The 25925-nt window shown below is 58.6% G+C and carries 24 protein-coding genes; 8 read left to right on the top strand and 16 right to left on the bottom strand.

Translation table 11 applies throughout. The features are described 5' to 3' along the window. Positions 1–128 precede the first annotated feature (128 nt). The 11 genes from ACIONG_RS06425 to iolC form a co-directional block, all read right to left on the bottom strand. Positions 129–1694 carry a sugar ABC transporter ATP-binding protein gene (locus ACIONG_RS06425; protein ID WP_103303413.1) on the bottom strand — a complete coding sequence of 522 codons (1566 nt, stop codon included), beginning with the start codon at positions 1692–1694 and terminating at the stop codon, positions 129–131. 70 nt (positions 1695–1764) lie between these two features. Next, the gene (locus ACIONG_RS06430) at positions 1765–2691 is read right to left on the bottom strand and encodes a sugar ABC transporter substrate-binding protein (RefSeq protein WP_103303412.1); all 927 of its coding nucleotides are present in this window, start codon (positions 2689–2691) and stop codon (positions 1765–1767) included. A 111-nt stretch (positions 2692–2802) separates the two neighbouring features. Continuing rightward, positions 2803–3855 (bottom strand): Gfo/Idh/MocA family protein, encoded by a 1053-nt coding sequence (locus ACIONG_RS06435; protein WP_401297495.1) that lies wholly within the window; start codon positions 3853–3855, stop codon positions 2803–2805. Positions 3856–4015: 160 nt separating this feature from the next. Beyond that, the gene (locus ACIONG_RS06440) at positions 4016–4876 is read right to left on the bottom strand and encodes a sugar phosphate isomerase/epimerase family protein (protein ID WP_401297497.1); all 861 of its coding nucleotides are present in this window, start codon (positions 4874–4876) and stop codon (positions 4016–4018) included. Positions 4877–5059: 183 nt separating this feature from the next. After that, the gene (locus tag ACIONG_RS06445) at positions 5060–6070 is read right to left on the bottom strand and encodes a Gfo/Idh/MocA family protein (protein WP_401297499.1); all 1011 of its coding nucleotides are present in this window, start codon (positions 6068–6070) and stop codon (positions 5060–5062) included. 30 nt (positions 6071–6100) lie between these two features. Next, positions 6101–8032, bottom strand: coding sequence for a 3D-(3,5/4)-trihydroxycyclohexane-1,2-dione acylhydrolase (decyclizing) (gene iolD / locus ACIONG_RS06450; protein ID WP_401297501.1), 1932 nt, complete (start codon positions 8030–8032; stop codon positions 6101–6103). Between the two features lie 48 nt (positions 8033–8080). Next, positions 8081–8902, bottom strand: a complete 822-nt coding sequence (locus ACIONG_RS06455; RefSeq protein ID WP_401297503.1) for a TIM barrel protein — start codon at positions 8900–8902, stop codon at positions 8081–8083. Between the two features lie 25 nt (positions 8903–8927). Beyond that, positions 8928–10427: a CoA-acylating methylmalonate-semialdehyde dehydrogenase gene (locus tag ACIONG_RS06460; RefSeq protein WP_401297505.1), complete on the bottom strand. Its 1500-nt coding sequence runs from the start codon at positions 10425–10427 to the stop codon at positions 8928–8930. 30 nt (positions 10428–10457) lie between these two features. Further along, complete coding sequence (gene iolB, locus ACIONG_RS06465) at positions 10458–11267, bottom strand: 5-deoxy-glucuronate isomerase (protein WP_401297507.1); 810 nt, start codon at positions 11265–11267, stop codon at positions 10458–10460. After that, positions 11267–12157: a myo-inosose-2 dehydratase gene (gene iolE / locus ACIONG_RS06470; RefSeq protein ID WP_401297509.1), complete on the bottom strand. Its 891-nt coding sequence runs from the start codon at positions 12155–12157 to the stop codon at positions 11267–11269. The genes iolB and iolE overlap by 1 nt, the downstream gene beginning before the upstream one ends. Positions 12158–12314: 157 nt before the next feature. Continuing rightward, on the bottom strand, positions 12315–14252 hold the full coding sequence (iolC, locus tag ACIONG_RS06475; RefSeq protein ID WP_401297511.1) for a 5-dehydro-2-deoxygluconokinase: 1938 nt from the start codon (positions 14250–14252) through the stop codon (positions 12315–12317). A gap of 313 nt (positions 14253–14565) precedes the next feature. Here iolC and ACIONG_RS06480 point away from each other — a divergent pair, with 313 nt between their 5' ends. From ACIONG_RS06480 to ACIONG_RS06500, 5 genes are all read left to right on the top strand, one after another. After that, entirely contained in the window at positions 14566–15486 is a 921-nt protein-coding gene (locus ACIONG_RS06480; protein WP_103303402.1) for a MurR/RpiR family transcriptional regulator, read from the top strand. 60 nt (positions 15487–15546) lie between these two features. Further along, positions 15547–16146, top strand: coding sequence for a glutathione S-transferase (locus ACIONG_RS06485; RefSeq protein ID WP_401297513.1), 600 nt, complete (start codon positions 15547–15549; stop codon positions 16144–16146). A 2-nt stretch (positions 16147–16148) separates the two neighbouring features. Further along, a complete protein-coding gene (locus tag ACIONG_RS06490) occupies positions 16149–17255 on the top strand; it encodes a DNA alkylation repair protein (protein ID WP_401297515.1) in 1107 nt (368 codons plus the stop codon). Positions 17256–17418: 163 nt separating this feature from the next. Further along, positions 17419–17739, top strand: a complete 321-nt coding sequence (locus ACIONG_RS06495; protein ID WP_401297517.1) for an isochorismate lyase — start codon at positions 17419–17421, stop codon at positions 17737–17739. A 218-nt stretch (positions 17740–17957) separates the two neighbouring features. Continuing rightward, the gene (locus ACIONG_RS06500; RefSeq protein ID WP_401297519.1) at positions 17958–18443 is read left to right on the top strand and encodes a hypothetical protein; all 486 of its coding nucleotides are present in this window, start codon (positions 17958–17960) and stop codon (positions 18441–18443) included. A gap of 205 nt (positions 18444–18648) precedes the next feature. On the opposite strand, the gene ACIONG_RS06505 is transcribed toward ACIONG_RS06500, so the two are convergent. After that, positions 18649–19581 carry a LysR substrate-binding domain-containing protein gene (locus ACIONG_RS06505; protein WP_401297583.1) on the bottom strand — a complete coding sequence of 311 codons (933 nt, stop codon included), beginning with the start codon at positions 19579–19581 and terminating at the stop codon, positions 18649–18651. A 190-nt stretch (positions 19582–19771) separates the two neighbouring features. Between ACIONG_RS06505 and ACIONG_RS06510 the strand changes: the two genes are divergently transcribed. The 3 genes from ACIONG_RS06510 to ACIONG_RS06520 are packed head-to-tail and all read left to right on the top strand — an operon-like array spanning position 19772 to position 22034. Further along, complete coding sequence (locus ACIONG_RS06510) at positions 19772–20776, top strand: TauD/TfdA family dioxygenase (protein ID WP_401297521.1); 1005 nt, start codon at positions 19772–19774, stop codon at positions 20774–20776. 3 nt (positions 20777–20779) lie between these two features. Further along, positions 20780–21538 carry a TSUP family transporter gene (locus ACIONG_RS06515; RefSeq protein WP_103303395.1) on the top strand — a complete coding sequence of 253 codons (759 nt, stop codon included), beginning with the start codon at positions 20780–20782 and terminating at the stop codon, positions 21536–21538. Between the two features lie 16 nt (positions 21539–21554). Continuing rightward, the gene (locus ACIONG_RS06520; protein ID WP_150602826.1) at positions 21555–22034 is read left to right on the top strand and encodes a YbaK/prolyl-tRNA synthetase associated domain-containing protein; all 480 of its coding nucleotides are present in this window, start codon (positions 21555–21557) and stop codon (positions 22032–22034) included. Between the two features lie 236 nt (positions 22035–22270). On the opposite strand, the gene ACIONG_RS06525 is transcribed toward ACIONG_RS06520, so the two are convergent. From ACIONG_RS06525 to ACIONG_RS06540, 4 genes are read right to left on the bottom strand one after another with little or no spacing between them, the layout of a single operon-like run. Further along, positions 22271–22927, bottom strand: coding sequence for a DUF2931 family protein (locus ACIONG_RS06525; protein WP_401297524.1), 657 nt, complete (start codon positions 22925–22927; stop codon positions 22271–22273). Between the two features lie 32 nt (positions 22928–22959). Beyond that, positions 22960–23640, bottom strand: a complete 681-nt coding sequence (locus ACIONG_RS06530; RefSeq protein WP_401297526.1) for a DUF2931 family protein — start codon at positions 23638–23640, stop codon at positions 22960–22962. Then, on the bottom strand, positions 23627–24280 hold the full coding sequence (locus ACIONG_RS06535) for a DUF2931 family protein (RefSeq protein WP_103303391.1): 654 nt from the start codon (positions 24278–24280) through the stop codon (positions 23627–23629). Before ACIONG_RS06535 ends, ACIONG_RS06530 begins: the two co-directional genes overlap by 14 nt. Continuing rightward, a complete protein-coding gene (locus ACIONG_RS06540; RefSeq protein ID WP_401297528.1) occupies positions 24280–25821 on the bottom strand; it encodes a phospholipase effector Tle1 domain-containing protein in 1542 nt (513 codons plus the stop codon). The genes ACIONG_RS06535 and ACIONG_RS06540 overlap by 1 nt, the downstream gene beginning before the upstream one ends. Positions 25822–25925 lie beyond the last annotated feature (104 nt).

Consider the following 25925-nt stretch of genomic DNA (forward strand, 5'->3'; position numbering starts at 1 on the left):
CCTTTGGATGCAAGCTGCTTTCGTGTGGCGAGGGAGCTTGCTCCCGCGATTGCGCAGCAAGCCCATGCTGGAGGACCGCTTCGCTGCCCAGCGGGAGCAAGCTCCCTCGCCACAGAGACCGTAAGCTGTCAATGGACCTGGGCCATGCCCGAGGCCAGTTGCATGACGCGTTCCTGGGTGGCTTCGTCGCGGCCGAGGGTGCCCATCAGGTCGCCCTCATGCATGACCATCACCCGGTCGCTCATGCCCAGCACTTCCGGCAGTTCCGAGGAAATCATGATCACCGCCATGCCTTCGCTGGCGAGCAGGGAGATCAGCCGATAGATCTCGGCCTTGGCGCCGACATCTATGCCGCGAGTCGGCTCGTCGAGAATCAAGATCCGTGGATTGGTCATCAGCCAGCGGGCGAGCAAGGCTTTCTGCTGGTTGCCGCCAGACAAGGTGTCGATGCACTGCTCCAGCGACGGGGTTTTCACCCGTAGCTTCTTGCACATGTCTTCACACAGAGCGCGCAGGGCCTTTTGCTGGATAAAGCCGTGGCCGGCGTAATGCGGCAGCACCGCCATCTCCATGTTCTCCAGCACCGACAGGCACGGGAACAGGCCACTGAGCTTGCGATCCTCGGTCAACAGCGCGAACCCCTTGTCGATGGCCATGTGCGGATCGGTAATGCGCACCACCTCGCCATCCAGACGGATCTCACCGCTGTCGCTGGGCGTTATGCCGAAAATGGTTTCGGCAACGTTGGTGCGGCCCGAGCCCATCAGCCCGGCGATGCCGAGAATCTCCCCGGCATGCAGGTCGAACGAGACGCCCTGGAATACGCCGTCGAGTTTTAGATCGCGGACCGACATCAGCAGGTCGCCGATCGGCTTTTCGCGCACCGGGAACAACTGGCTCAGTTCGCGCCCGACCATCATCGAAATCAGGCTGTCACCGTCCATGCTGTCGGCCCGTTGCAGGCCGATGTAGGCGCCGTCGCGAAACACCGCCACTTCATCGGCAATGGCAAACACTTCGTTCATTTTGTGCGTGATGTAGATGATGCCTTTGCCCTGGCGCTTGAGGTCGGCAATGATCGAAAACAGGTGCGCGACTTCCTTTTCGGTGATGGCCGAGGTCGGCTCGTCCATGATCAGAATGTCGGAGTCGTAGGACACCGCTTTGGCTATCTCGACCATTTGCCGTTCGGCGATGCTCAGGTTGCCCACCTGCTCCTCGGGATCGAGGTTGATGCGCAAGCGCTCCAGCAGTTGCGCGGTACAACGGTGCATGGCGCGGTGGTCGATCATGTGCAGGCCGTTAAGCTGCTCGCGGCCGATCCAGATGTTTTCGGCGATGCTCATGTGCGGCATCAGGTTGAGCTCCTGGTGGATCATCGCGATCCCCGCCTGAAGTGCCGCCAACGGTGTTTCGAAGACCACCGGTTTGCCGCGCAAGCGCAGCTCGCCAGCATCGGGCTGGTAGATGCCGGCGATGATTTTCATCAGCGTCGATTTACCCGCGCCGTTCTCGCCCATCAGGGCCAGCACGGACCCCGGACGTACTCGCAGTTGCACATCGGACAAGGCCACCACACCGGGAAAACCCTTGCTGATGTTGGTGATCTCCAGCAGGTACGGCTCATCGACAGGTGTTGCAGTTGGCTGGATATCCACCAACGAGGTGCTCGAAGCGGTCGCTGAAGCGAACATGTTCAGGTACTCCGTCAGCAAGGTCGCAGCAGCAACCCTGCAGGATTATTGTTGTTATTGAACCGAGGCACTATTTGAAAGTGTCGACGTTTTCCGGCGTGATCAGGCGATAAGGCACCCAGACGTTCTGCTCCACCGTCTCGTTTTTGGCCATCTTCACTGCAGTGTCAATCGAGCCGTCTGCCTGACCTTTGGCGTCTTGAAACACTGACACCGCCATGTTGCCTTTCTTGATCGCGTTCAAGCCGTCCGGCGTGCCGTCGACACCCGCAATCAACACACTGCCCTTCTCGACACCGGCCTGTTGCAGCGCCATGGCGGCACCAATCGCCATTTCGTCATTGTTGGAAACCACCGCGTCGAACTTGCGGCCCTGGGTCAGCCAGTCATTGACCAGGGTCATGCCTTTATCCCGCAGCCAGATGCCGGTCTGTTCCTGTTCGATCTTGATGTTCGGGTACTTGGCCAGCACCTCTTTGACGCCCTTGGTGCGATTGGTGGTGGAGTTGTTGGCGAGGTCACCGAGCAGAATCACGATTTCGCCTTTGCCGCCGAGTTTTTCGGCCAGGTACTGCATCTGCATTTCGCCGGCCTCCAGGTCGTTGGACGCGACCGTGACCACACCTTTTGGCAGCTTGAGATCATCAGGGCGACGGTTGACGTAGACCAGCGGGATTCCGGCTTTTACCGCGGCTTCGGTGATTTTTCGGGTGGCGGCGGTATCCACCGGATTGACCACGATGGCGTCGACCTTCTGGCTGATGAAGCTTTCAACCTGGCTCAACTGCTTGACCACGTCGCTGCGGGCGTCTTCGAATTGCAGCTGCACACCATCGGGGTAGGACTTGGCTTTCTTGTCCATGGATTCGCGCAGGTAAGTCAGCCAGGTGTCATCGAACTGGGACATGCTGACGCCGATCTTCATATCGGCAAGGGCAGCGCCGCTGACAAACATCAAGGACAGGGCCAGCGAGGCAAAACGCAGATGGGTCTTCATGAACTGTCTTTCTCCACATTCTTGTTGGTTTTATGGATCAGTCGTGACGATTTCTGTAGGCAAAATTGACTCTATTGGAATTTATTTTCTATATCAACTCATTTTAGAATTTTATTCCAAATCCATTCCATGGCCCGCAAACGCGCTCAGTTCGACCACCTGACGTTGCTCGAAACTTTGCCGCGCAGCATCCAGAACACGAGTGCTCGCCAGTGCATCACGGGGCTCGACCGGCAATGGGCCGCCAGTCTGTAACGCGGTTTGTAGCTGTAGATAGAACTGCTGCCAGCAACCCCGCTCCGACGGCACGCGCTCGCGTTCGCCAGCGTGTTCAAACCAGCCCCAGCGCCGATGCTCTTCGACACCCCAGCGTTCACCGGCAGATTTTGGCGAGAGCCCGGCCAGCGCTTGAGCCTCTTGTCCGTCGAGGCCATCAACGCTGTAACAACCCAGCGTTCCCGTGACGCGAAAGCGCGGGCCGGGCGAACTTTGCAGGCAGCTGCCGCCGAGGTGGGAGACCACCCCGTTGACGTGGGTCAGGGAGACAAAAAAACCGCTGTCGCAGGCCTGGTCTTGGTCCTGGTAATCAAGCTCGGCATACACCTGCCTGACCGGGCCGAACAGCAACAACGCCTGATCCACCAGATGGCTGCCCAGATCGCGCAGAAAACCACCGCCGCTGCTGTTGTTCACTGACTGTGGGGAGTAGCGTTCGACCCGCGATTCGAAGCGCGTGACCTGCCCCAGAGCGCCCGACTCGATGAGTTTACGCACGGTCAGGAAGTCCGAATCCCAGCGGCGATTCTGATAAACGCTGAGCCGCACACCCTGGCGCTCGGCCATGGTGATCAGGGTTTGCGCCTGTTGCGCATCGGCGGCGAACGGCTTGTCACTGACAACCATCACCCCGTGTTCGAGGCCATCGAGCACCAGCGCCGGACGGCCCTTCAGTGGCGTGGAAATCACCAACACGTCGACGCCGGCCTCGACCAGTTGGCCGATGCTGTCGAACGCGGCTACGCCGGGGTGTTCAGCGGCCAGCAATTGTCGGCGCTCCGGGGAGCGAGTCACCACGCCAGCGAATGTGGCACCGGGCAGACTGCTGAGCAGCGGCGCATGAAAAAACCGGCCGCCGTGGCCGTAACCGACAAGTCCGATACGCATGATTCGACTCCTTCTTATTGTTCTGTGAGCCGCTTACTGGGTAAGCGCGACCTATGTGGGAGCGAGCCTGCTCGCGATAGCGATGTTTCAGGCGACATCGATGCTGACTGGACTGCCGCCTTCGCGAGCAAGCTCGCTCCCACGGGTATTGCGCACTGAGTCAGCGGCAGAGTTCGCTTTTCACCCGTTCGAGCATCATCCGGTTGGATTCATCAGGTCGGTCTTCCCAGGCGAACACCGAGACCGTGGCAATGCCGTCGAACTTGATCTCGCGCAAGGTGCTGAAAAACGCTTGCCAGTCGACCTCGCCCTGCCCGATGTCAAGATGCTGATGCACGGTCGCGGTAACACCCGGCGGGTTGACGATGTAGCGCAACCCCGACGAGGCCTTGTGGTTGTAGGTGTCGGCGATGATCAGGTGGCTGAGTTTCGACCCGGCGTACTTGAGCATCGAGGCAATGTCGCCGACGCCGTCGTCGTAAAAAAACGTGTGCGGTGCGGCGTAGAGGTAGTTGATCCAGTCGCGGTCGAATCCGCGAATGATGTCCACTGACTCGTTGTTGCGCTCGCAGAAGTCATACGGATGGGCCTGAATATCGAGCTGGATGCCTTCGCGCTCGAACTCGGGGATCAACTCGTCCATCGAGCGCATGAACTGGTTCTCACACACCAGCGGGTTGTCCGACTGCCCGGTGAATTCGGTGTTGACCAGCTCGCAGTCCATTTCCACGGCAATCTGGATCGCCCGCTTCCAGTTGCGCACGGCGGCAACACGCAAGCCTTCATCGGCGGCGGCCCAGTGGTACATCGGTAATAAGGAAGAGAGTTTGACCCCGGTGTCGCTCAAGGCTTTGCGAAACTCCCTGATCCGCGCCTTGTCGACGCGCGGGGCTTTGTAGAACGGCAGAAAGTCTTCGCGAGGCGAGAGTTCGATGTGTTCGTAACCGAGCTCGGCGACCTTGTCGACCATCTTGCCCAAGGGCAGATGGCGGTACATGTAGGGATCCAGTGCGATGCGCATCTTTTTCTCCTGATTGTACTTGGCGCCCCCTCATCCCAGCCCTCCCGGAGTGAGAGGGAGCCGACCGGGTGTTTCTCCGGGGGGCAGCGACCTGAAAGTCCAGGTTGAATGAATATCTCAAAGACAAGGAGATCAGCCCCCTCTCCTCGGGGAGAGGGTTGAGGTGAGGGGGTGATCTCAAAATCAACCGTAAAAGCGTGGCCGGTCAGGGAGGCTGACTTTTACTATCTGGCCACTGTTCTGAGCTTCGATGCATGCATCTGCCGCGACGGCGGCGGCGAAGCCGTCCCATGCCGAAGGGCCGCCCACCTGACCGGCGCGCACGCCATCGATGAACGCCTGCAACTCGACGTCATAGGCGCCGATGAAGCGGTCCTTCCAGTCCATCAGAATCGCGTTCGACAGCTTGGCGCCGCTGCGCATTTGCACCTGCTGCGGCTCCGGCAGTCTGGCGATGCCGGTCTCCCCTACCACTTCGCACTGAATGTCGTAGCCGTACTGGCAATTGACGAAAACCTCGACATCGATGCGCGTGCCCTTGGCGGTTTCCAGCAGGACGATCTGCGGATCTTTCAAATGCGCCAACGCCTTGCTCGACTTGCGCGGGAACACCACTTGTACCGACACGTAATCGTCTTCAAGCAACCAGCGCAGCACATCCAGCTCATGGATCAGCGTGTCGGTGATTGCCATGTCGGTCTTATAGTTTTCGCCCACACTCGGGTTGCGATGCGCGCAGTGCAGCATCAACGGCTCACCGATCTGGCCGCTGTCGATCACCGCTTTGAGCGCGCGATAACCTTCATCGTAAGGACGCATGAAACCCACCTGCACCAGACGCTTGCCGTGGGCGACTTCTGCTTCGACGATCTTGCGGCAACCGTCGGCAGTCACCGCCAGCGGTTTCTCGCAGAACACCGGTTTGCCGGCGGCAATCGCTGCCAGCACAAACTCTTCGTGGCTCGGACCCCAGGAGGTGACGAGGATGGCCTCGACTTCTGGCGCCTTGATCAACGCGTGACCGTCCGGGTAAACCTCGGCAGTCAGCTTCAGATCGGCAACAACCCTGGCCGCTTGCTGCAAGTTGATGTCGGTGACAGCGACGACCTGGCTATTAAGCAAAGTCTGGCTGCAACGACGGATGTGATCCTGGCCGATGGCTCCGGTACCGATAACGCCAAGCTTCAAAGACATGAACATTCTCCATTTCGGGTGTCAGGACAATCAGTACTGGCGGGCCTTGGCCAACCGTTCATTAAGGGTTTTCGCCACCGCATCGGTGCGCGCACTGGTGGACACCTGCGCCACCCCGACCCGCCACCACGACAGGTATTTGTGGATCATCGTCTTGGGCAGAACCTTGATATCGATCAGCGTCGATACCGTCTGCAAACGCGCATCGGCCAGCGCTGCCTGCAACGCTTCAACCGTGTTCACCTTGTAGCTCTTGCAGCCGTAGGCCGCCGCGCTCATGGCGAAATCCACCGGGACAAAGCCGCCATCGAGCTTGCCGGTCTCGGGGTTGCGGAAACGGAATTCGGTGCCGAAGCTGTCCATGCCATGTTCCATCTGCAGGTTGTTGATGCAGCCGAACGTCATGTTATCCAGCAGCACCACGTTGATCTTGCGGCGCTCCTGAATCGAGGTCGCCAGCTCCGAGTGCAGCATCATGTAAGAGCCATCGCCGACCAGCGCATAGACCTCGCGATCCGGCTCGGCGAGCTTCACGCCCAGCGCCGCGTTGACCTCATAACCCATGCACGAATAGCCGTACTCGACGTGGTAAGTGTTGACCCCCTTGCTGCGCCAACTGCGCTGCAAGTCACCGGGCAGGCTGCCGGCGGCGGCGACGATCACCGCGTCATCGGCCAGGGTTTCGTTGAGTACGCCCAGCACGCGGCTCTGGGTCAGGCACGAACCGGTCAGCTCGATGAATTCGCGCAGTACGGCGGGGTCCATGTGGTCGTTGATTTCCGGGACGAAATCCTCAGTCTGGTATTCGGCCTGATAAATCCGCTCAACCTCGGCGTGAAGCTGTGCCTTGGCCGCACGCGGCTGATCGCCCCACTCGGCACGGTAGTCACCGAGAATTTCGCTCAAGGCCTGCAAAGCGCTTTTCGCGTCGGCCAGCAGTTGCACGCCGTCGAGTTTCAGCGCATCGCACGGGCTGATGTTGAGGTTGAGGAACTGCACATCCGGGTGTTTGAACAAGGATTTCGACGCGGTAGTGAAATCGCTGTAGCGGGTGCCGACACCAATGATCAGATCCGCCTCGGGTGCCAGCAGGTTCGCTGCCAGACAGCCGGTTTCGCCGATGCCGCCGAGGTTCAGCGGATGGCTGGAAAGCACCGCGCTCTTGCCCGCCTGGGTTTCGGCGAACGGAATGCCAAAACGCTCGGCGAACGCCTGCAACGCGGCGTTCGCCCCGGAATACTTCACCCCGCCGCCACAGATCAGCAACGGCTTGCGCTTGCCTTTGATCAGCGCCAGCGCATCGCCGAGCATGGCTTCGGTGGCCGGCCGGCGTTCGATGCGGTGCACGCGTTTTTGCAGGAAGTAATCCGGGTAATCGTAAGCCTCGGCCTGCACGTCCTGCGGCAGCGCCAGAGTCACAGCGCCGGTTTCGGCGGGATCGGTCAGTACGCGCATGGCGTGGATCGCGGCGGTCATCAACTGCTCGGGGCGGTTGATCCGGTCCCAGTATTTGCTCACGGCTTTGAAGGCATCGTTGGTGCTGATGCTCAAATCATGGAACTGCTCGATCTGTTGCAGCACCGGGTCAGGTTGGCGACTGGCGTAGACGTCGCCGGGCAACAACAGCAACGGGATGCGATTGGCGGTGGCGGTGGCCGCAGCGGTAATCATGTTCGCTGCGCCCGGGCCCACCGACGAGGTACAGGCGTAGATCTTGCGGCGCAGATGCTGTTTGGCGAAACCGATGGCGGCGTGGGCCATGCCCTGCTCGTTACGGCCCTGATGGACGATCAGGTCGCCGCTGTCCTGCTCCAGCGCCTGACCGAGGCCGAGCACATTACCGTGACCGAAAATCGTGAAGATCCCGGCGACGAACTTGCTCTGCACGCCATCGACTTCGATGTACTGGTTATCGAGAAATTTCACCAGGGCCTGGGCCATGGTCAGTCTTGTTGTGGTCATGCTTGCACCTTTTCCAAAGGTAAAACCCCATTCCTTACAGAGGACGTTTCAGGTCAGGGATTTTTGTAGGTGGGCCATGCTGGCGTTGATGGCTTGTTCGATATCCGGCAAACCGTGAACGCTGTCAGCGAACGGTTCGAACGATAGATAGCCGGTGTAACCGGTGCTCAACAGCGTGTCGATCTGCGCCGCGTTACCGAGAATGTCGCCCTCGCCCACCAACACCCGATGGCCATCACGAATGCTCGCCAGCGGCGCCTCGGCATCGTCGACGCCGGAGATATGTACCAACCCGGTCAGCTCGGGGAAAAACTCGTGCTCACTGGCGAGGTGATGGTGAAAGGTGTCATGCACCAGCCGAAACACATCCAGCCCGCCAACCGCCTGGATAGCATCCACCGCCGTACGCTTGCGCCGCAGCGAACACTCCTCAAACCCCAGCGGCTCGATGAAGCCGAGAATGCCGTGCTCACGCAGGATCGGCGCGAGTTCGCTCAACGCCGTGCGCAGGCCAACAGCGCGTTGCGCTTGAGTGCGCATGTCGCCGCTATCGTTCAGCGGGCACATGACCAAACCCTGCGCCCCACACTCCCGGGCATACGCGGCGAGTTTTGTGGCTTGGTTTCGACGCTCGTCATTCCACACATCGAACGGATACAGCGCGTTGATCGACAGCACGCTGATGCCTTTCGCCGCACACAATTCACGGACGGTTTGCGCGGCCGTGCCGTCCTCGATTTCCACGCCTTTGAGGTCATTACGAATCTCGATGGCATCGGCCTTGAGGCTCACCGCCAGATCAATGAACGCGGGCAGGGAAAGCCGTGGCGCGACCATCCGGTTAAGGGCAAAACGCAGGGGCTGAGTCATTCTTGTTGTTCTCCGCGCAGACGAATTATTTGGCAGTCGGCATGCTGAATTCGGGGCCTTTGGCGATGCTGTCGGGCCAGCGTTGCATCACGCTTTTGTAGCGGCTGTAGAAACGCACGCCCTCTTCACCGTAAGCGTGGTGATCGCCGAACAACGAGCGCTTCCAGCCGCCGAACGAGTGCCAGGCCATCGGCACCGGAATCGGCACGTTGATACCGACCATGCCGACCTTGATGGTGCGGGCAAATGCGCGGGCGATGCCGCCATCGCTGGTGAAGCAGGAAACGCCGTTGCCGAACTCATGGGCATTGATCAATGCCACGGCACTGGCGAAGTCCGGCACGCGGACGATGCCCAGCACCGGGCCGAAAATCTCTTGCTGATAGATGCTCATTTCGCTGCTGACCTGATCGAACAGGGTCGCACCCACGAAGAAACCACCCTCGGCCCCCGGCACTGTGAAACCCCGGCCATCCACCAACAACTGCGCGCCCTGGGCCACACCGTCGCTGATAAAGCCCTCAACCTTGGCCTTGTGCTCAGCCGTCACCAACGGGCCCATTTCGCTTTCGCCCTGCATACCGTTACCGACCTTGAGCTGATCGATACGCGGCAGCAGTTTGGCGATCAAACGATCACCGACATCGCCCACCGCGACAGCAATTGAAATCGCCATGCAACGCTCGCCGGCCGAGCCGTAAGCCGCGCCGATCAAGGCATCGGCGGCCTGATCGAGATCGGCATCGGGCATGACGATCATGTGATTCTTCGCCCCGCCCAGCGCCTGTACACGCTTGCCGCGTGCAGTGGCTTGCTGGTGGATGTACTCGGCAATTGGCGTCGAGCCGACAAAGGAAATCGCCTCGATGTCCGGGTGCTGCAACAGCGCATCGACGGCCGTCTTGTCGCCCTGCACCACGTTGAACACGCCGTCCGGCAGGCCGGCCTCAGTGAGCAGACGCGCCATCAGCAAACTCGCCGACGGATCACGCTCCGAAGGCTTGAGGATGAAACAGTTACCGGTGACCAGCGCCAGCGGGATCATCCACAGCGGCACCATCACCGGGAAGTTGAACGGCGTAACACCCGCGCAAACACCCAGCGGCTGGCGCAGATTCCAGTTGTCGATGCCACCGCCGATGTTGTCGCTGAAGTCGGTCTTGAGCAGATTCGGCGCGCCACAGGCGTACTCGACGATTTCGATGCCGCGAGTGACCTCGCCCTTGGCATCGGACAGCACTTTGCCGTGCTCGCGGGTGATGATTTCAGCCAGCTCGTTGTGATGGCGGTCGAGCAACTCCTTGAACTTGAACATTACCCGCGAACGCCGCAGGGACGATTGCTCGGACCACGCCGGAAAGGCTTTCAGCGCGGACGCGACAGCCTCTTCCACAGTCTTCACGCTGGCCAGCGCCACTTGCGCCTGCACCGCGCCGGTGGCCGGGTTGAACACCTTGCTGAACCGCTCGCCGCTGTCCTGCACCTGACCATCGATGTAGTGGCCGATTACCGGGGCATTGCTCATTGTTATCGTGCTCCGTTCAAACGTGGGAAGTCAGAGATCCAGCAGCCAGCTGTGCTGCGGGTCGTTATGGAACTGCCAGACACGTTTCGGCCCAGCCATGACATTCAGGTAATAAGACTCGTAGCCGTACGGCACGCTGACCGGGTGATACCCCTTGGGCACCACCACCAGATCGCTGTTTTCCACGGCCATGGCCTGATCGATGCTGCGGTCATCGGTGTACACGCGCTGGAACACAAAACCCTGCGGCGGGTTGATCTGGTGGTAATAGGTTTCCTCGAGAAAGCTCTGGTGCGGCAGGTCATCGGTGTCGTGCTTGTGCGGCGGGTAGCTCGACGAATGCCCTGACGGCGTGCGCACTTCCACAACCAGCAGCGAATGCGCCGGTTCGCTGTCCGGCAAGATGTCGCAGACGTAACGGGTGTTGGCGCCTTTGCCACGCACGCTGCGTTTCATCGACTCCGGGCGGATCAGCCGTGGCCCGAGGTTGGCGCTGAGCGACCCGGGCGCAGCGCAGACGGCGATTTGTGCGTCACTCAACGCAGTCACCCGCGCCTGACTGCCGGGCGGCAGGTACGCAGCGAACGGTGATTTGTCTTCGAACACCGATTGCCGATCGCCCAGATTGTCCCACTCGAATGCGCCCTGCCCCGGCGCCTCGCCGCTGATGCTGACCCGGCCGCTGAGCAGCACCAGGCACAACTCCTGATCACCGGCTGTCACCGGCAGGCTTTCGCCGAGGCTCAGTCGATAGGCGGCGAACCCGACGTACTGAAGACGTCCCTGTTCCAGCTCGACCATGGTGCGGCCATGGGCCTGGCTCTTGACTAGAAGGCTCATCACAAACCCCTTTCGTTGAGCAGGGCGCGCAAGGTGTCGTAGCCCTTTTTTGCGTAGATGTAACTGGGCGCCACTGCCGGGTCCTGCTCGGCCTCGACCACCAGCCAGCCGTGGTAATCGGCGGCTACCAGTACGTCGAGCAGCGCGGCGAAATCAATGTCGCCATCGCCGGGTACGGTGAACGTGCCGTTGATGATGCAATCCGGGAAGCTCCACAGATTATTGCGCGCCAGTTGCACCACCGGTTTGCGCACGTCCTTGAAATGCACGTGGCAGATGCGTTCGAGGTGTTTTTTCAGGACTTGCAGCGGCTCGCCACCGCCCATGTAGCAATGGCCGGAATCGAACAGCAAGCCGACTTCGCTGCCGGTCAGGGCCATGAGTTTATCGATGTCTGACGGCGACTCGACGTAGGCGCCCATGTGGTGGTGATACGCCAGACGCACGCCTCGGGACAGGGTGAAGCGCGCCAGTTCAGTGAGTTTGTCGGCGTAGGCCTGCCACGCCTGTTCGCTATGAAAACGTGGCCGCTCGACCAACGGAATACGTTGACCCTGAATCGAATCGGCGACCTCGCCGTACACCAGAACGGTGGCGCCGTTGTGCGCCAGCAACTCGACATGGCTGGCGATAGCGTCGATTTCCTCGGCCACCGAACGTGTCGCCAGTCGGCTCGAATACCAGCCCGACACCAGCGCCAGATCGTAAGGCCGCAGCACGTCACCGACACCTTTGGCATCCTTGGGAAATTTACCGTTGAGCTCAAAACCTGCGTAACCGATTTCCTTGCCCTCACTCAGGGCCGTGCTCAACGACGTCTCGCCACCGAGGGATGGCAGATCGTCGTTGCTCCAGGAAATCGGGTTGATGCCAATTCGGATTGCGGGCATGGCTGCACCTTTTATTGTTCTTACCTAACCATTGAATACGACCGTAAACCCTGTGGGAGCTGGCTTGCCAGCGATGGCGTTTCGTCAGTCACCTTCGATGCTGAATGTGCCGCCGTCATCGCTGGCAAGCCAGCTCCCACACGTTCGGTGTGAATGCTTAGCCACGCGCCTTGCGCCAGGCATCGATCAGTTCGACAAACGTGCCCTGTACCTGGCGGATCAGCGTTTCATCATCGATCTCGCCGGCCATCCACGCCCGGCTCGGCTCCTGAAAAATCGTCCGCCCCACCGCAAACCCTCGGCACGTGCGGCTGCCGCTGGCCTGCTGAAAGCCCTCGGCCAACGCCGCTGCCGGCGCATTCAGCCCCAACAGCACCACGCCACGGCAATACGGATCGCGCTCTTCAATCAGTGCATCCAGTTGCTGCCATTCTTCGGCGCTCTGCGCTTCGATCTTCCACCACGCCGGGTAGATGCCGAGGTTGTACAGGCGCTTCAAGGCGCGATAGAGCACGTCCGGATGGGCCGACGGCAGATCCTTCGGCGGCACAACCTCCAGCAGCAATTCATGCCCGCTGACCTGCGAGGCCTGGTACAAACCCTTGAGCTGCGCCTCCTGCTCCAGCCGCAACATCGGCTCATCGTCAGGATGGAATTGCACCAGGCACTTGATGATTTGCTCCTGCGGCCAGGCAATCAGATTGCTGCCAATCGAACGCCCATGTTCGAACGCCAGCGGCCGTGAGTTCTGCACCTCGACCGGCCGCGCCACCCACCAGCCGCGACCGGTGGCGCTGTTGAGCGAGTCCTGACCGAAACGCTGATCCGCCAGCAACCCGACATCCGCCTCGACACCTTGCTCGCGCAGATCGGCTTCAACACGCTCCACCGCTTGTATGAACAGTTGCTTCAAGGCACTGATGCTGGCCAGATCGCGCCCACCCTTCTGCGCCAGTTCCACCAACTGCCAGCGATGATCGAAAGCAAAAATGAACAGCGGTTTCCACTGTTTGCGCGGCACGCTGACCCGATGCAAGCGCTGCAATGTCTCGTCCTGATCCGGCCGGGTGATCGGCACCGGGCTGTTGAACAGATAGTCGAGTTCGGCGCGGGTTGGCATTGCCGGGGCGCATGCGTGGCGCGACACCACCAGCCCGCCGCAGGCATTGGCCAACTGGCAGCAACGCTCATCCGTGGCGTCCTCGATCCAGCCACTGAGAAACCCCGACATAAAGGCATCACCAGCGCCGAGCACATTCAGCACCTCGACCCGCACGCCGGGGTAGATCGCGCCGTCCTCAAGCCGCACCGGAATCACCCCGTGAATCACCGTGCAACCCTGCGGCCCGAGCTTCACCACCAGCGTCGCGTTGCTCAAGCGCCGCACATTGCGCAGCGCGGTGAGCAGATCTTCAGCGCCACCGGCAATCAAAAACTCTTCTTCAGTGCCGACGATCAGATCGAAACGCGGCAGGATCGACTGCACGTGCTGGCTGACATTGCGGTCAGCGACAAACCGCGTCTCGCCATCGGCCTTGCCGGCCAGGCCCCAGAGCACCGGGCGATAGTCGATATCGAGCACACGTCTGACGTTATGTTTTTCGGCGTAATCCAGCGCCTGAATGCTCGCCTTGTAGACGGACTCGGTGGAGAAATGCGTGCCGGTGATCAGCAGCGCCTTGCTGGAAGCAATAAACGCCTCGTTAATGTCCTCGGCGCGCAACGCCATGTCGGCGCAGTTCTCGCGGTAGAACACCAGGGGAAAGGTTTCGCGGTCCTTGAGACCGAGCAGGACCATCGCAGTCAGGCGCTCGGAATCGACCTTGATCGCGCTGACATCACAACCTTCGCGGGCCAGCGACTCGAGCAGAAAACGCCCCATATGATCGTCGCCGACCCGGCTCAACATCGCCGACTTCAAGCCCAACCGCGCCGTGCCGAAGGCAATGTTGGCCGACGAGCCGCCGAGGTATTTGGCGAAGCTGGAAACGTCCTCAAGCCGCGCCCCGACCTGCTGCGCATAGAGGTCGACGCCGAGGCGCCCGAGGCAAATCAGATCCAATTGACGCCCACTGGCAAAACGAGTCTGGCCCATGCTGGCTCCTGTTATTTTTATCAGCCGTGGTTTTCGTCGATACGTCGAAGAAAACACATTGAGTGGACGCAGACTAAAACGCTCCGCCAGCAATAATCAATATTTATTCTAATTATTTTTTACGTGGAATATTTTTTCCAATACACTTTCGTACGGGCGCTCCAGACGCGGTGCATCGATTCAGCATCGACCGCCAACCGTGCAAGCCAAGATTTTATTAGGGCCTACCCTGTAGACTGCGCACAGCCAACCTATTGTCATGGCCTGCCGCGCATCACCCCAGGCCTATAAGAACAAGCCAGAAGGATTTTTTATGTCCCGCACCGATCAGCCGGCTACCGACGAGCGCCCCACCGACAGCGACCTCGCCAGCCCCCCGATCAATGCCGAGCGTCTGCTGCAGCTGATCACCGAAGAATACGAAGCCCTGCCGCGCCAGCTCAAACGCATCGCCAGCTACATGAGCCAGCAGAGCGACCGGATCATGGTCGACCGCATCAGCGACATCGCCCGCGAGTGCGAAGTGCACCCGTCGGCCATCGTGCGCTTCTCGCAGCGCTTCGGTTTCAGCGGTTTCAGCGAAATGCAGGCGCTGTTCCGCGAGGCCTACACACACAAAGCCACGCCGGTGCAGAACTACCAGCAACGCATCCGCAGCATGATCGCCAACAAGTCACAGAAGGCCAGCGCCGGCGACCTCGCCCGTGAATGTGTCGATGCCACCCTCTCCGGCATCGAACGCCTGGGCCAGGAACTCGACGACGCGGCGTTTGAAAAAGCCGTCGATCTGGTGGTCAACGCCGACAACATCTACGTGGTCGGCGTGCGCCGCTCCTTCGCGGTCGCCGACTACCTCGTCTACAACCTGCAACACACCAACAAACGCATCCACCTGGTCTCCGGCCTCGGCGGCAGCTACCGCGAACAGATGCGCAGCGTGCGCGCCAACGACCTCGTCATCGCGATCAGCTTCACCCCGTACGCCAAGGAAACCCAACACTGCCTGCGCATCGCCCAGCACCATCAGGCGAAAACCCTGATCCTCACCGACAGCAACCTCTCGCCACTGGCGAAACGCGCCAACACCGTGCTGCTGGTCAACGAAGGCAGCTCGTTCGCCTTCCGCTCGTTGAGCGCGACGTTGTGTTTATGTCAGGCGTTGTTTATCGCCGTCGCGTATCGGCTGGAGCTGAAGGTGGACGAGATTCACGAACAGGTTGGATTCGAGGACTGACAATTCCTTCAAGCTCGGCTAGGTTATGCCTTCCCCCGGTTCGACTTGAAGGAACGCGTCATGAAACTGATCGGCATGCTGGACTCCCCATACGTGCGCCGCGTGGCGATCTCCGCCAAACGCCTGGGGATCGACCTCGAACACGAGTCGGTCTCGGTGTTCCGCCACTTCGAGCAATTCCAGCAGATCAACCCGGTGGTCAAGGCGCCGACGCTGATCCTCGACGACGGCGTCGTCCTCATGGACTCGACCCTCATCCTCGACTACCTCGAAGCCGCCTCCGGCAAAAGCCTGCTGCCCAAAGAGCTGAGCCAGCGCGCCCACGCCCTGCGCCTGATCGGCCTCGCAGCTTGCGAAAAAGCCGTGCAACTGTATTACGAACGCAACCTGCGCCCGGCCGACATCCAATACCAACCGTGGGTCGAACGCGTCGAAGGCCAACTCGCCGCAGCGTTCATCGCCCTTGAGCACGAACTCGAAAAGACCGGCCTGCCCACCGACGGCACCCTGAGCCAGGCCGGCATCAGCCTCGCCGTCGCCTGGAGCTTCACCGACCTTGTCGTCCCCGATCAGATCGATGTGGCGCGCTATCCGCACATCGCCCGATACACCGCGTACGCCGAAACGCTTGAAGCGTTCGTCAGCACGCCGATGACCTGACCATGAGCGCGACCGAAACCGCCGCACCCGCGCTCAAGGAAATCTTCAACGCCGAACGCCTGCAACACATCGCCACAGAAATGAGCGCCGTGTACCCGGCGTTCAAGGCCAAGGCATTTCTCAAGCACGCCAATGAAGGGCTGGCCGAGCTGTCGGTGATGCAACGCATGGCCCGCGTCAGCGAAAGCCTGCACGCCGTGCTGCCGCTGGACTACGAAGAATCCCTCGATGTGCTGCGCGAACTCGCACCAAGGCTCAACAGCGGATTCGTCAGCATGTGCCTGCCGCACTACGTCGCCAGCTACGGCGCCCACGCCTTCGACACCTCAATGGACGCCCTGAAATACTTCACCACCTTCGGCTCCTCCGAATTCGCCATCCGCCACTTCCTGCGCAACGACCTCGAACGCTCACTGGAACTGATGCACGACTGGACCCAAGACGAAAACCACCACGTCCGCCGACTCGCCAGCGAAGGCAGCCGCCCTCGCCTGCCGTGGTCGTTCCGCTTGGAACCGGTGCAGGCTGATCCGCAATTGGCCGCAGGGATTCTGGATCGGTTGAAGACGGATGAAAGTTTGTACGTGCGCAAATCCGTGGCGAATCATTTGAATGACGTGACGAAGGTGCATCCGGAGTGGGTGCTGGACACGATTGAAGGTTGGTCGCTGGAAAACAAACACACGGCGTGGATTGCCAAGCATGCGCTGCGGAGTTTGATTAAACAGGGGGATTTGCGGGCGCTGACAGTGATTGGGGCTGGGCGGAAGCCTGAGGTCGAGTTGCTGGATGTGAAAGTTGAGCCGGCGGTGGTGAGACTGGGGGAAGCGATTACGTTGTCGTTTGTGGTGAAGTCGACGGTGGCGGAAGAACAGAGGTTAGTGATTGATTATGCGATTGACTATGTGAAGGCGAATGGCGGGGTTTCGGGGAAGGTTTTCAAGTTGAAGACGGTGGTGTTGCCGGGGTTTGGGAGTGTGGTGGTGGAACGGCGCCAGGTAATCAAGGATTTTACGACGCGCAAGCATTTTGTTGGGGGGCATGGGGTGAGAGTGATGGTTAATGGGGAGGTGTTGGCAGCTACCGCGTTTAACATCATTGCGGGATGACGCCACAAAGAGATTTAGTGGGTCTGGAAAGGGTTGAACAGGTGCGAAATCGAGGGTGAGCCAGTTTTAGCCCATATTGGGCAGCTATTCACGAAGGACTGCTAACGGTCGGAACAGGACGATGAAGTCCCAAGATTTTTTCAACAAACGGAGTTCCCCCTACATGGAAGTCATCAATCATTTGCAGCCAGAAGCGTGTGCAGGCATGGAGGAAATCCGGCGCGAGATCGATGCCCTTGATCAGGCTGTCATTCAGCTGTTGGGCAAGCGTTTTCACTACGTACTCGCGGCCTCGAAGTTCAAGACCTCGGCGACTTCAGTTCGTGCGCCAGAGCGGTTCAAAGCCATGCTGGTCACTCGACGCGAGTGGGCAGAGGCGGAGGGCCTGAATCCGGATGCAATCGAGAAAATGTACAGCGACCTGGTGAATCACTTCATTGCAGAAGAGATGAAGCACTGGGCTGCTCAACAAGATGACACTTGAAACCAGTGGCCGGGCTGTCTGCCGTGAGGAGTCGATTTCGGTCAGTCATGACAGGCAGCAATCGGCCAATAGCCGCCCTTTACAAGAAGCTGCTTTCGTCCCAATGCTGCCGGTTGGATCCCCATGGGTTTCGGGCAAATAGCCCAAACGCCTACGGCCTTCCCATGTCGGTATTTGAGAGGGTACCCTGAACACCTTTTAATCTGTGTGGCACCCATATGGGCATCAATTTACTGACCGAATCCATGCTTGGCCACTGGCGTGTTCCATCGGGTGTCTGGCAATGCGAATACCAATTCGGCAGCCGATTGATTTACATCCAACATCGCAATGACGAGCCACCTCGCGCCAGGGTCGCCGCCGCGCAACGCGCGGTCAACGCCGCGTGGGATGATTTACCCCAAGTACTGAAGTTCGCCGAACAGCACTGTAAAGCACAGATGCCCGAACTGATGCGGTTGTACGAAACCTACATGCCGGGGGAATCTCCGTTTTTCGTTTACTCGATCCACTTCGAACTCGACAAACCTTACCCTAGTTATGCCATTTCCACGAACCCTTACTTCGATTGGGATCGTATCCTGATCGACGAAGATGAACTGCGCCAGGTTCACAGGGTTTGCATGGAGCAGTATGAGCCAAGACATGACTTTTGGGTTTACGTCAGGCGTGTAGGGTTTCAGCAATTTGAGCTTGGGGATTAGCTTGGCCTCAACTCAACTCAACTCAACTCAACTCCTACCCTGAATCTCCGCTGATAAAGTCAATACTCGGGAGCGTCCGCTTCTGGCCGATTACAGCCGTTCGTAAAAGGCCACAATCGGCCAAGCACTCATGACGTCGTCCGGTAAACATCAAAACCCAGGGTGCTCTCGATAGTGAGCGGACAGGGCTGAACGCCCCCTAACCTCATATCAGTGCTGAGCCGCGTTTACATTCGAGGCTTTCACCCAAGCCACGGATCATCTCCATCAATGCCTTCACCCGCAGCGGTAAATTTCCGGCCGGGTATACCGCGTGCATCTGTGGGCTCTCACCGCTGCTGGAGGTGAGTTTGTACTCAGGACAAACCCGCAGAAGGCGCCCCGCCTCCACTTCGGGCTCCGCCATCCAGTCCGCCAAGCGGGCGATCCCGACGCCTGCCAGGGCTGCCTGGAATACCGCCAGACCGGAGCTGAAACGAAATTTTGGATGAACCCGAAAGCTGATGGCCTGCTGCTCACTGCGAAAATTCCACTCCTTGAGAATCCGTGGCGCGGTATGCAGGATCAGCGAATGCGATTCCAGTGCCTCGATGGAGTCGGGTATGCCGTGGCGCGCCAGGTAGCCGGGGCTGGCATACAGATAACGTGAGTAACTCCAGAGCGCAAAGCCGATCAATTCGCTGGATTGTGGAAACGCGCCGCGAATCGAGAAGTCCAGCTTGCTCTTGGCCGGGTCGATGATCTCATCGGTGAAAATCACATCGATGTTTACGTCTGGATAACGCTCACAGTACTGCGCGATCAACCGGGGCAATACCCCGTTTCCGAGAATCTCGGGGGCGGAAAAACGGATCCAGCCGGAGGCCAGACCGCTGAGGCCGGCGAGGTCTTCATCCACCTCACGTTGCAGATCGAGCATTTTGTACGCGTGGTGCAATAAGCATTCACCCGCTTCGGTCAAGCTCACGGCATTGGACGAGCGATTGAACAACTTGAGCCCCACACTTTCCTCCAGGGCTTGAACGGCGCGGGTCAGCGCGCTGGGGGAGCGCCCCAGAGTCCGTGCCGCGGCGACGAAGCTGCGCTTGCGAGCCACGGTCGCGAAGGCTTCAAGTTCCCCCAACATATTCAATGCCACTCTCCACCTCATTGCATTTTTCACAACGCGGCATTGCAACACAAAAAAGTCCCTTCCGTTAACCTTCTCGTTTAACCCACAAGGATTGGGCAAACAGGAGCGCAAGGACGTGTCGAAGCTGGATAAAGAAATCGGGAAAGTCGCAGCTTGTGTTGATGAAGTCATTCATGAATGGCTGGAAAAAAAATCAGTGACGTCGATTCGACGGGAGATACCGCAAATTCATCTGTCGCTCGAAGAACAACGCACACTTCAGGCCGGTCTGGCATCGCTGGACGTGACCGATAGCGCCTCGGGTATCTGCCACATGCCGGTCCTGGGGCAGTTGCTGGAAAGTGTCCTGTGCACCGAGAAAATCCAGCAGCTACGCAATTTTCCAAAGTCCCGTGAAGTGGCGATGATCGTCAGGGGGTTGCCGCTGGACCCGCAATTGCCCGCCACGCCCTATGACCTGGAGCCGGGTATCGAGAACCTGTCGACGCTGGCCGGGGCTATTTTGTCCGTGCTGCAAACGCTGCAAACCCGTCCACTGGCGTACGAGGGTGAAAGCAGCGACACCGTGTTCCGCCACGTTTCGCCCAAGCAAAAGCGAGAGACCGAAAAGAGCTCCTATGGCTCGCGCGCGGATCTGGACATGCATGTCGACAACCCTCACCTGCCTTTGACCTGCGAACCCGTCTCGCAGTTGTCGGCCTGTCCGGAGTACCTGTCCCTGACCGGCCTGCGCTGTGAGCTCGACGTACCGACGCGTATCGTCGCCATTGACGAGGTGCTGGCCATTCTGCCGGCCTGGGTCGAAGAAGAATTGTCACGGCCGAAATTCACCGTTCGCCGGCCGGCCTCCTTCGGCAAACAGGGGAATGTGCTGGAAAACGTCCCCTTGCTGTACAGAAGCGCAACCGATGGCCTGTATTGCCGCTACAACAAAGCGAGTGTCGAAACGACCTGCGCCAATGCGCAGTTTGCCCTCCAACTGTTCGCCGCCGCCGCCAATCATTCCGATGTCGTGCACCACATATTGCTGCAACCAGGCGACATGCTGATCTTCAAGAACCAGCAAACCCTGCATGCCCGAGATGGTTTTACACCCCGCTACGACGGCCGTGATCGCTGGATGTTGCGCGTCTTCGGGGTCAATGATCCGGCACGCGTGGTGCCGCTGGACCCTCATCAACCCTATATAGTCAGAGCCTGATTCATGGTCGATATTGTCATCCTTTGCGTGTTCGCCTTCGCCGCCGGCCTGATCGATGCGGCGGTGGGCGGCGGCGGACTGATCCAGATTCCCGCGCTGTTCAACGTGCTACCTACCGCTCAACCGGCGGCGCTGCTGGGTACCAATAAGGTCGCGGCCGCCTGCGGCACCGCATTCGCGGCCCGGTCCTTCGTGCGCAAGGTGGTGATCGACTGGGGTCTTGTGATCCCCGCCGCCTGCGCGGCTTTTGTCATGGCCTTCTTCGGAGCCGCCACGGTGTCGTTCGTACCCCAGTCGATGATCCGGCCGGCGGTGCTGGTGTTGATTGTACTGATGGCGATCTACACCTTCTGGAAAAAGGATTTCGGCGCCCTGCACAAACCCATGCGCATCGGTACCAAGGAAAAACTGCTGGCGATCGTCATCGGCGGTGCCATCGGTTTCTACGATGGTCTGTTCGGTCCCGGCACTGGCAGCTTCCTGATCTTCCTGTTCATCCGCTGCTTCGCCTTCGACTTTCTCCATGCCTCGGCATCGGCCAAGCTGGTGAACATCGCGACCAACGTAGCGGCACTGATGTTCTTCATTCCGACGGGGAACGTGCTCTACCTGATCGCAATCCCCATGGCGGCATTCAACATCCTGGGCGCGCTCACCGGCACCTGGCTGGCGGTTCATAAAGGCGTGCCCTTTGTCCGGGCTCTGTTCCTAGTGTTGCTGGTGATTCTGATCAGCAAACTGTCCTACGACCTGTTCCTGTAAACCAGAGGAAAACTACATGCATCCCATGTTCGATCGCCTCGTGGCACTACTCGATGCCCGCTCAGCCTCCTACCGGGTTTTGATGCACGATGCCGAGGGCCAGTCGGCGCGCGTCGCCGAAATCCGTGGCACCGAGCCCGGCCAAGGCGCGAAGGCCATGCTTTGCTCCCTCAAGGGTCAGGCCGAACCCTATGCACTGGTGATCCTGCCGGGCGACCAGAAGCTGGACATGAAGAAAGTCGGCGCGGCCCTGGGCGGGAAAAAAGCCGAACTGGTAAAGGCCGAAACCGCCATGGAACTGACCGGGTGCCGGATCGGCGCCATCCCTCCTTTTGTTTTCGATGAGCGGATTCAATTGATAGTCGATCCGGCATTGACCACACGCTACGCTGAAATAGCCTTCAACGCGGGGCGGCTGGATGCGTCGATGGTGCTCGATACGAAGGATTATCTGGCGATTGCCATGCCTCGATTGCTGGATATCAGCCAGGCCTGAGCAGACGTTTTCACCTACGCCGCAAAAGAGGGGGACAGATTTATTTTCATACGTCTTGAAAAACAGATCTTGGAAATAAATCAGTCCGCTTTTGCCCAAATGCGTTCGTTCCTGAGCGGCCGCCATCTGCCAGAAGCGGCTATTCGGGACCCACAGCAATCGGCCAATAGTCGCCATTCACGAAAGGCTCCTTTCGACGAATGGCGGCGTGATGCTTAGCTTCATAGGTTTACCGTTTACCAACTTCCGTAAGGGATGCCGAATTTCTCGATATAGCGCTTGGATTTTTCACTAACCGGGTATGCGTAACGTCCTTGATTCTTGCCCTGACTAGGGCCTAACGGTTCGATCTCGGCTTGGGCCTTACCCACTTTGATGGGGCGATGGCACGAGTCCCGAACAAAAATCTGAACAACGCCTCCTGGAGCCAAACCCAAGTAAATAGATGCGCTGTAAACGGCTTGCTCTTCCGGCGTTTCAGGGCACCGCTGATTAACTGATTTCACCATCAACTGCCTCGCATCTTCAGGCACGTCGACCCAAACCTTATACGTCTGCGGTTCAACAATGGATTGCCAACGTACATAAATGCGCTTGGGTAGATCAGCACCAATCACCGCTTTTGAGGCACCGCCCACAGCGTGCCAGCCTCGTGCGGACTCTTTACCGTTTTCTGGTTCCCCACCTGCGGCTGTGCCTCCCCCGGTGCGTCTGAACAACTTGCCGTTTATGTCTTCGACGGCGCTGTCTTCAACCCATACCTTCATGTAATAGGGCTCGGTGAAAGCGAGCTCCCACGAGTCAGATTTGGGATCGTTTTTCGCTGACAGAGGATCAGCAGGTTGGCAGCCCGCGATGATTAGCGCGCCCAGCAAGATTACAAGAGTTTTCATTACCAAAACTTCCATTCAGGCAGGTGTCACGGCTACCAACTTCCATATGGAATGCCGTATTTCTCGATATAGAGCTTGGCCTTTTCACTCACTGGATAGGCGTATCGATCACCGTGCTTGCCCTGCTGCGGGCCGAGCGGTTCGATCTCGCCTTGGGCATGGGCAACTTTTACTGGGCGGTGGCACGAGTCTCTGACCCAAGCTTGGAGCACACCGCCGGGAGCTAGCCCCACATACAATGTCGCCATGTATCGGGCGGTTCTTTCTGGAGTTTCCGGGCTGCGTTGGTGTGTTGATTTCACCATCAACTGCCTCGCTTCTTCTGGAATTTCTATGAAGCCTTTATAGGTTTTTTGCTCTGATATGGACTGCCAACGTACGAAGATCATTCTTGGAAGATCGGCGCCAGTAACCGGAACTCCAGAACCTCCGACGGTTCCCCAACCCCGGGCAGACTCTGTCCCATCTTCTGGTTCGCCTCCGGGGGCAGACTTTCCGCCGACTCTGAAAAACATCATGTTCTTGATATCCAGAACTGAGCTGTCTTCTACCCAGATTTTCATGTAACGCGGTTCAACGAATCCTAGCTGCCACCAAGGAGACTTAGGGTCATTTTCTCCACTTTCGGATCCTCCGGTCTGGCAGCCCATCAACAGTAAAGCGCCCAACAGGACGATTGTTGATTTCCTCACCCAGCGCCTACCAACTTCCATACGGAATCCCGTATTTATCGATGTATTGCTTCGCCTTTTCACTGACCGGATAGGCGTAGCGACCACCGTGTTTGCCCTGTTCCGGGCCTAGTGGTTCAATCTTGGCTTGCCCCCGAGCAATCATTATCGGATTCCGACATGAATCACGGACCCAGGCTTGAAGTACGCCTCCCGGTGCGAGCCCCACGTAAAGTGACGCCATGAACCGAGCTGGTTTTTCCGGTGTTTCCGGGCAACGCTGGTGTGTGGACGTCACCATCAATTGCCTCGCCTCTGCTGGAATTTCAATGAAGCCCGCGTAGGTTTTTTGCTCTGTGATGGATTGCCAACGAACGAAGATTTGTTTGGGAAGCTCAGCGCCAGTCACAGGTTTCCCTGTTCCCCCCACTGTCCCCCAACCACGGGCAGACTCGGTTCTGATGTCGGGTTCGCCGCTCGCAGCCGTGCTCTTCCCTGCTCTGAAAAACACTCTGTTATTGATATCTTGAACGGAGCTGTTTTCTACCCAGACTTTCATATAGTTCGGTTCAACGAACACTAATTCCCACCAAGGATATTTTGGGTCGTTTTCACCTGTTTCATGGTTTGCGGTTTGGCAACCTGCCAGAAGGAGAAAGCCCAGCGCAATAATTACTTTCATTACCAAAAATTCCAATCTGGTACATGTGGATGCTGCACGCGGATTGCGTCTTCCGTAGGGGCGTTTATATACACCGCTTCAATGCCGCTGCCGTCCCTTCTCCCGAGTGGATGGTTCCAGTTCGCAGAGGTATGGATATATTTCAGTTTAAGCAGCGCGTCTTCCTCAACAGTGATGCGGTAGTCACCGGAAACAAATCGATCACACAGCGGCTGGAGTTCTAGGGGAACCGAGTGCTCCTCACCTTCGGGGATTTCGATGAGCGGAACGCCCTTTTCCTTTGCCAGTTGATACATGACTCTCAAATAGACTCTTGAGAGCTTGCCGCTAACCGGCCGCTTGAGTTGCAGAGCGGCGTACACGCGTTTCTGTTTGGGTGAAAGTATGTCTTGATGCTCCTGTGGGAGCTCGAAAGACGCGGGAGTAACAATTTCCAGCCATTGAGCAGGCCATCCGTTAGCGATCCACTGGCGTCTGATTCGCGCAGCATCCTGATAGATCGACGTGGTTGAGACATCGGTGTAAAGAGGTACCGCGAGTGTTTGCATCGGGCTGATCAGTACGCACTCCTCGACTTCATCGAGATAGCTACCGCCGATATCTGAATGAACACCCGGAAAGGTATATTCCGGATGTGCAGGTTTTACCCGACTCAGCGCGAAATTGGCACGGCATTCATCTCGGGCTACAAGATGGACAACATCTGTGAAGTACTGGCGGTCCAGGTAAAGCTTCACACCCGGGGCGATGGAGCTTTTCACGCGTCCAAAATTAGTGAAACCGGCGATGGAGGGCACTGTATCGAACAGGCCAATAAACCCCATTCGTATGCCGCGTCCAAACTGGCTATCAAAGTTACGGTTGAAATCTCGGGCGCTGCTGTTCAGCAAATTTCCCAGAGGCCCTTGCTTGCCTCGCACCACTTCATTTGCGAAGTGTCGGGCGGCTGCAGCACCACGGCTGAACCCAAACGTATCAAACGTCAGAGACGCAATTTCGCTGTTAGGATTTTCTTTCAGGGTGTCTTCAACAATTTGTCTGATTTGCGTAAATGAAGCCTGTACGCGGCCAGCTACTCCCGTATCACCCCGTCCCAATCCAGCACCTAGCACACTGTCTTTTTTATCACTTTGAGTACCGATACCGTCCATGTAAATAGAGCCCGACACTCGCGTGACGGAGCCTCCTCCTTCACCATCTTTAGCTTCCTTATACAACAGATGTAGTTTCGCTACATTTGTAAGTCCTGCGCCATAACTGCTATCCGTATCCCCCATATAGGGCTGACAGCTAGCCGGAATATCCTCCGGCGCAATCGGATGCTGCGCACCACACAACAATCCAGCCGCCGTGTTATTCGCATTATTCCCAGTGCCATCAAAGAACACGCCAATCCTCAACGCGATGCCGATTTTCTCGGGCTCTGGCGCGGGCTCTTTGCTGTGCTTTTCGTATTCCGCCCAGCGCTGGGCGTGGATGTCGACGGGTTCGGCTTCGGCGTAGCGATGGTTTTTCGGGGGGTTGGGAACGTAGCCACTCAATCCTTGATTCCTTGTTCTGATCCTTGAACGGCCGAAAGGGTGCCAGTCGAGGATCAGGGGCGCAAGGCGTGGCCCTTTGCTAGCGCGTGGGGGAAATCGGGTTT

Source organism: Pseudomonas sp. NPDC087817 (assembly GCF_044742875.1).
Classification (GTDB): domain Bacteria; phylum Pseudomonadota; class Gammaproteobacteria; order Pseudomonadales; family Pseudomonadaceae; genus Aquipseudomonas.

Bases quoted from the DNA above. Each gene is read 5' to 3' on its own strand.
- ACIONG_RS06520 (WP_150602826.1), top strand. From the start codon at position 21,555: ATGCATCCCATGTTCGATCGCCTCGTGGCACTACTCGATGCCCGCTCA.
- iolC (WP_401297511.1), bottom strand. From the start codon at position 14,252: ATGGGCCAGACTCGTTTTGCCAGTGGGCGTCAATTGGATCTGATTTGC.
- ACIONG_RS06445 (WP_401297499.1), bottom strand. From the start codon at position 6,070: ATGTCTTTGAAGCTTGGCGTTATCGGTACCGGAGCCATCGGCCAGGAT.
- ACIONG_RS06485 (WP_401297513.1), top strand. From the start codon at position 15,547: ATGAAACTGATCGGCATGCTGGACTCCCCATACGTGCGCCGCGTGGCG.
- ACIONG_RS06455 (WP_401297503.1), bottom strand. From the start codon at position 8,902: ATGACTCAGCCCCTGCGTTTTGCCCTTAACCGGATGGTCGCGCCACGG.
- ACIONG_RS06490 (WP_401297515.1), top strand. From the start codon at position 16,149: ATGAGCGCGACCGAAACCGCCGCACCCGCGCTCAAGGAAATCTTCAAC.
- iolB (WP_401297507.1), bottom strand. From the start codon at position 11,267: ATGAGCCTTCTAGTCAAGAGCCAGGCCCATGGCCGCACCATGGTCGAG.
- ACIONG_RS06480 (WP_103303402.1), top strand. From the start codon at position 14,566: ATGTCCCGCACCGATCAGCCGGCTACCGACGAGCGCCCCACCGACAGC.
- ACIONG_RS06425 (WP_103303413.1), bottom strand. From the start codon at position 1,694: ATGTTCGCTTCAGCGACCGCTTCGAGCACCTCGTTGGTGGATATCCAG.
- ACIONG_RS06440 (WP_401297497.1), bottom strand. From the start codon at position 4,876: ATGCGCATCGCACTGGATCCCTACATGTACCGCCATCTGCCCTTGGGC.
- iolD (WP_401297501.1), bottom strand. From the start codon at position 8,032: ATGACCACAACAAGACTGACCATGGCCCAGGCCCTGGTGAAATTTCTC.
- ACIONG_RS06530 (WP_401297526.1), bottom strand. From the start codon at position 23,640: ATGGAAGTTGGTAGGCGCTGGGTGAGGAAATCAACAATCGTCCTGTTG.
- iolE (WP_401297509.1), bottom strand. From the start codon at position 12,157: ATGCCCGCAATCCGAATTGGCATCAACCCGATTTCCTGGAGCAACGAC.
- ACIONG_RS06515 (WP_103303395.1), top strand. From the start codon at position 20,780: ATGGTCGATATTGTCATCCTTTGCGTGTTCGCCTTCGCCGCCGGCCTG.
- ACIONG_RS06535 (WP_103303391.1), bottom strand. From the start codon at position 24,280: ATGAAAGTAATTATTGCGCTGGGCTTTCTCCTTCTGGCAGGTTGCCAA.
- ACIONG_RS06460 (WP_401297505.1), bottom strand. From the start codon at position 10,427: ATGAGCAATGCCCCGGTAATCGGCCACTACATCGATGGTCAGGTGCAG.
- ACIONG_RS06435 (WP_401297495.1), bottom strand. From the start codon at position 3,855: ATGCGTATCGGACTTGTCGGTTACGGCCACGGCGGCCGGTTTTTTCAT.
- ACIONG_RS06500 (WP_401297519.1), top strand. From the start codon at position 17,958: ATGGGCATCAATTTACTGACCGAATCCATGCTTGGCCACTGGCGTGTT.
- ACIONG_RS06430 (WP_103303412.1), bottom strand. From the start codon at position 2,691: ATGAAGACCCATCTGCGTTTTGCCTCGCTGGCCCTGTCCTTGATGTTT.
- ACIONG_RS06525 (WP_401297524.1), bottom strand. From the start codon at position 22,927: ATGAAAACTCTTGTAATCTTGCTGGGCGCGCTAATCATCGCGGGCTGC.
- ACIONG_RS06495 (WP_401297517.1), top strand. From the start codon at position 17,419: ATGGAAGTCATCAATCATTTGCAGCCAGAAGCGTGTGCAGGCATGGAG.